Source organism: Gammaproteobacteria bacterium (assembly GCA_003696665.1).
Lineage (GTDB): Bacteria > Pseudomonadota > Gammaproteobacteria > Enterobacterales.
Map to the genome: position 1 here is coordinate 1 of RFGJ01000379.1, position 2,896 is coordinate 2,896.

Below are 2,896 nucleotides of genomic sequence, written 5' to 3' on the forward strand. Positions count from 1 at the left end.
GCTGGACGACTGAATGCCTTTGATGTCCCCTTAGCACCACACGGCACACCATTTCAGCAAAGTGTCTGGCGGGCTCTACTGACTATCCCCTACGGTGCACTGCGAACCTATCAAGACGTCGCTGATGCCATCGGTCGCCCAACAGCCGTGCGCGCCGTCGCCAACGCGATTGGCGCCAATCCCATTGCCATTATGATTCCCTGCCATCGAGTCATAGGGCGAAACCGTCAACTCACAGGCTTTGGCGGTGGCCTGGTCAACAAGCGAATCTTGCTTGAACGTGAAGGCCACAAGATGACTGACGCCACTGACTTAAAACGTGCGAAGGTCATCTAGGCGTGGCGCGACTTGTGTACATTTTGGGCGAACACAATGGCGAGCCAGGCCATAGGCGCATAGGCCAGCAGAATATCGGCCAACACAAAGGTCGCTGGCAATGGAAATAACCAAGCCACTGAAATACTACTGACCATAAATAGGGCGCAGACGACCCAAGCCGCCAACTGGCCATTTGGCGACGCTCGGAGCGCGGCCAGCCAGCAACCAGAGAAAGTGCCCGCCGCGTGGGCGCCGATAGGAATGAGTGCGTAGGGCCACGGAATGCGGCGAAGCGCCTCACCTAACCGCTCTATGGATAGGTCTTCGTCAATCGGTAACGGATACCATTCATTTAAAACAGAAAACAACAGGGCATTGACCACCATGCCGAGCAGCCAACCAAACAATATGGACAACGCTAATCGGCGCAATCCGTCGCCTCCAACTGAAATGCATCCGCGTCTTGATGGAACGGCAGGGTTTGACGAACTTCATTGAGATGCGTCCGATCAATCCGCGCCACCCCTATGGCAGGATGGGGGCCTAACGTTAGCAGTGATCGCCCCATGGCATCCAGAACGGTCGAATCGCCTTCATAGGTCCAACCTCGCGCGTCGCTACCCGCACGATTGAGGGCCGCCACATAGCACTGGTTTTCGATGGCCCGCGCAGGCAGCAGCTTGCGCCATGCATCGGCACGCGGTGTTGGCCAATTCGCCACGACAAGCATGATATCGTAGTCTAAGTTCTGCTGACGACACCACACTGGAAAGCGCAAGTCATAGCAGACAAGCGGCAGAATACGCCAACCACGCCAATGCCAGATGACCCTTCTCTGTCCCGCCGTATACCTTTTATGCTCACCGGCCATACGAAATAAGTGGCGTTTGTCGTAGTACTTAATCACACCTTCCGGGGTCACCCATAAAAAACGGTTGTAACAGGCATCCCCCTCACGAATGGCCAAACTCCCAGCGATGACACGGTTCAGCGTGGCTGCCTGCTGCCGCATCCAGGTCACCGTCTCTCCCGTCATCGTTTCCGACACTTTTGCTGGGCTCATGGAAAATCCGCTATTGAACATTTCAGGCAATAAAGAAATGTCCGCTGGGGCCTCTCGCATCATCTCCGCAAGGCGTTCACAGTTTGTCCGGGCATCTTCCCAAACCAATTCAGCTTGCACCAACTGAATTCGCAGAGCCTCCATCACTTGCCACCAACACTTTTTTACAATAGCGTTTACGTTAAATTCATTCGACCAAGAAGTCTATGACCAATTCCCCAGAGCATGCGCTCACCACTTTGATGCGGCAAACCATCCCCATGCTTGATTTCGCTGACTGGCGACTGACATCCATTAGCCGCACGCGTGCCAGTGCCCGCGCACCGCTATCACCGAACCGCAACATTCATGGGACTGGCTTTGCCGGGGCACAATACGTCACTGCCGTCGCCACTGGTTGGGCACTGATTCAATATTTGACGAGTGTTGCCGATATGCAAGGGGAAGTGGTGTTGCGTGATGCGAACATTCGTTATCGTCGCCCGGTCAAAGATGACATGATCATCAACGCCTGGCGCGATACTGAAATCTCTGATCGGAAACACTGGTACCCAGTGTGTGTTGAGCTCATCAGTCAGGAGGCGGTGTGCGCCGAATTTCGTGGAGTGTATGTGTTTTTGCCTGCTTCATAAGCGTTGTCAACGCCGGTGGCTGGCGCACAGCCTTGCAACAACGAATCCCCACCTATGATACACTGACACTCGCCGGACAGACCGTCCTGTATCGTCAGGAACACCGCGGTCTTCGCAGAGGCGTTGCGTTAGTGATCGATAACTTACCTGACACATATGAACACAATTGGGTCCGGCAAGGATTGACCCACAAACTGAACAACAAGGGCTGGTCTGTCGCGATACTGACAAGGCCATCGTCTCTGCCAACACAATGGTTAGGACAATTGATCGAGGCGGTATCAAAACTAGATGATCGCCCCGTCGATATTATTTGGCTGCAGCCATCCCCAAACTGGCTTGACAAGGCTATCGCTTCCCTAAACGCACGCAGCCACATCGTGCTCTTTGTGAAAGCAGCGCCAACACAAGTGGCGACAGACCAACGCTGGGTCCCGAAAAAGCCAACGCTATTTGTGATCACCATGTCTCCCCCTGTGAATGACTGGTTACTCAGGCAAATGCAACTTGCGGAAACCGCTGGACATCCCCTGTCTATTTCATTTTGGCCGAACATTACCCCTGAACCTGCTGAAGACAATCTCATTGTGCGCCGCATGAGTGGTTGGCTAGCACGACAATTTGGGCAAGGCTCGGTCAAAACTTTTCTTTCCGCGCCGAATCGGTGATCATAGCTCTCTGGTTCAAAACAACACTTGCACATGACAGCCTGGGCTCACCAATTTCCGGCCATTGCTCGACTGCAACGCGAAGCGAAGGTTTACCTTGACTCGGCGGCCACGACGCAATTACCCCAAAGTGTCATTGACGCGATGACCCACTATATGCAGGCCCCCATGGCCAACGTCCACCGGGCGCAACATTCACTTGGCGCAGCCTGCAC

Annotated in this window: 6 protein-coding genes; 4 read left to right on the top strand and 2 right to left on the bottom strand. The window is 54.2% G+C overall.

Annotated elements, in window-relative coordinates; all coding sequences use genetic code 11:
• Positions 1 to 336, top strand: a 336-nt coding sequence (locus D6694_09805) for a methylated-DNA--[protein]-cysteine S-methyltransferase (GenBank protein RMH40684.1), incomplete at its 5' end; no start/stop codon positions are given.
• Here the strand turns inward: D6694_09805 and D6694_09810 are convergent.
• Both D6694_09810 and D6694_09815 read right to left on the bottom strand, forming a co-directional pair.
• The gene (locus D6694_09810) at positions 333 to 749 is read right to left on the bottom strand and encodes a hypothetical protein (protein ID RMH40685.1); all 417 of its coding nucleotides are present in this window, start codon (positions 747 to 749) and stop codon (positions 333 to 335) included. The two genes, D6694_09805 and D6694_09810, sit on opposite strands and share 4 nt — an antisense overlap.
• On the bottom strand, positions 737 to 1,525 hold the full coding sequence (locus tag D6694_09815) for an amidohydrolase (protein RMH40686.1): 789 nt from the start codon (positions 1,523 to 1,525) through the stop codon (positions 737 to 739). Before D6694_09815 ends, D6694_09810 begins: the two co-directional genes overlap by 13 nt.
• A gap of 62 nt (positions 1,526 to 1,587) precedes the next feature.
• On the opposite strand from D6694_09815, the gene D6694_09820 reads away from it, so the two are divergent.
• The 3 genes from D6694_09820 to D6694_09830 form a co-directional block, all read left to right on the top strand.
• Positions 1,588 to 2,013, top strand: coding sequence for a hypothetical protein (locus D6694_09820; protein RMH40687.1), 426 nt, complete (start codon positions 1,588 to 1,590; stop codon positions 2,011 to 2,013).
• Between the two features lie 32 nt (positions 2,014 to 2,045).
• A complete protein-coding gene (locus tag D6694_09825; protein RMH40688.1) occupies positions 2,046 to 2,681 on the top strand; it encodes a hypothetical protein in 636 nt (211 codons plus the stop codon).
• 33 nt (positions 2,682 to 2,714) lie between these two features.
• Positions 2,715 to 2,896, top strand: a 182-nt coding sequence (locus D6694_09830; GenBank protein RMH40689.1) for an aminotransferase class V-fold PLP-dependent enzyme, incomplete at its 3' end; no start/stop codon positions are given.

Bases quoted from the DNA above. Each gene is read 5' to 3' on its own strand.
- D6694_09815 (RMH40686.1), bottom strand. From the start codon at position 1,525: ATGGAGGCTCTGCGAATTCAGTTGGTGCAAGCTGAATTGGTTTGGGAA.
- D6694_09820 (RMH40687.1), top strand. From the start codon at position 1,588: ATGACCAATTCCCCAGAGCATGCGCTCACCACTTTGATGCGGCAAACC.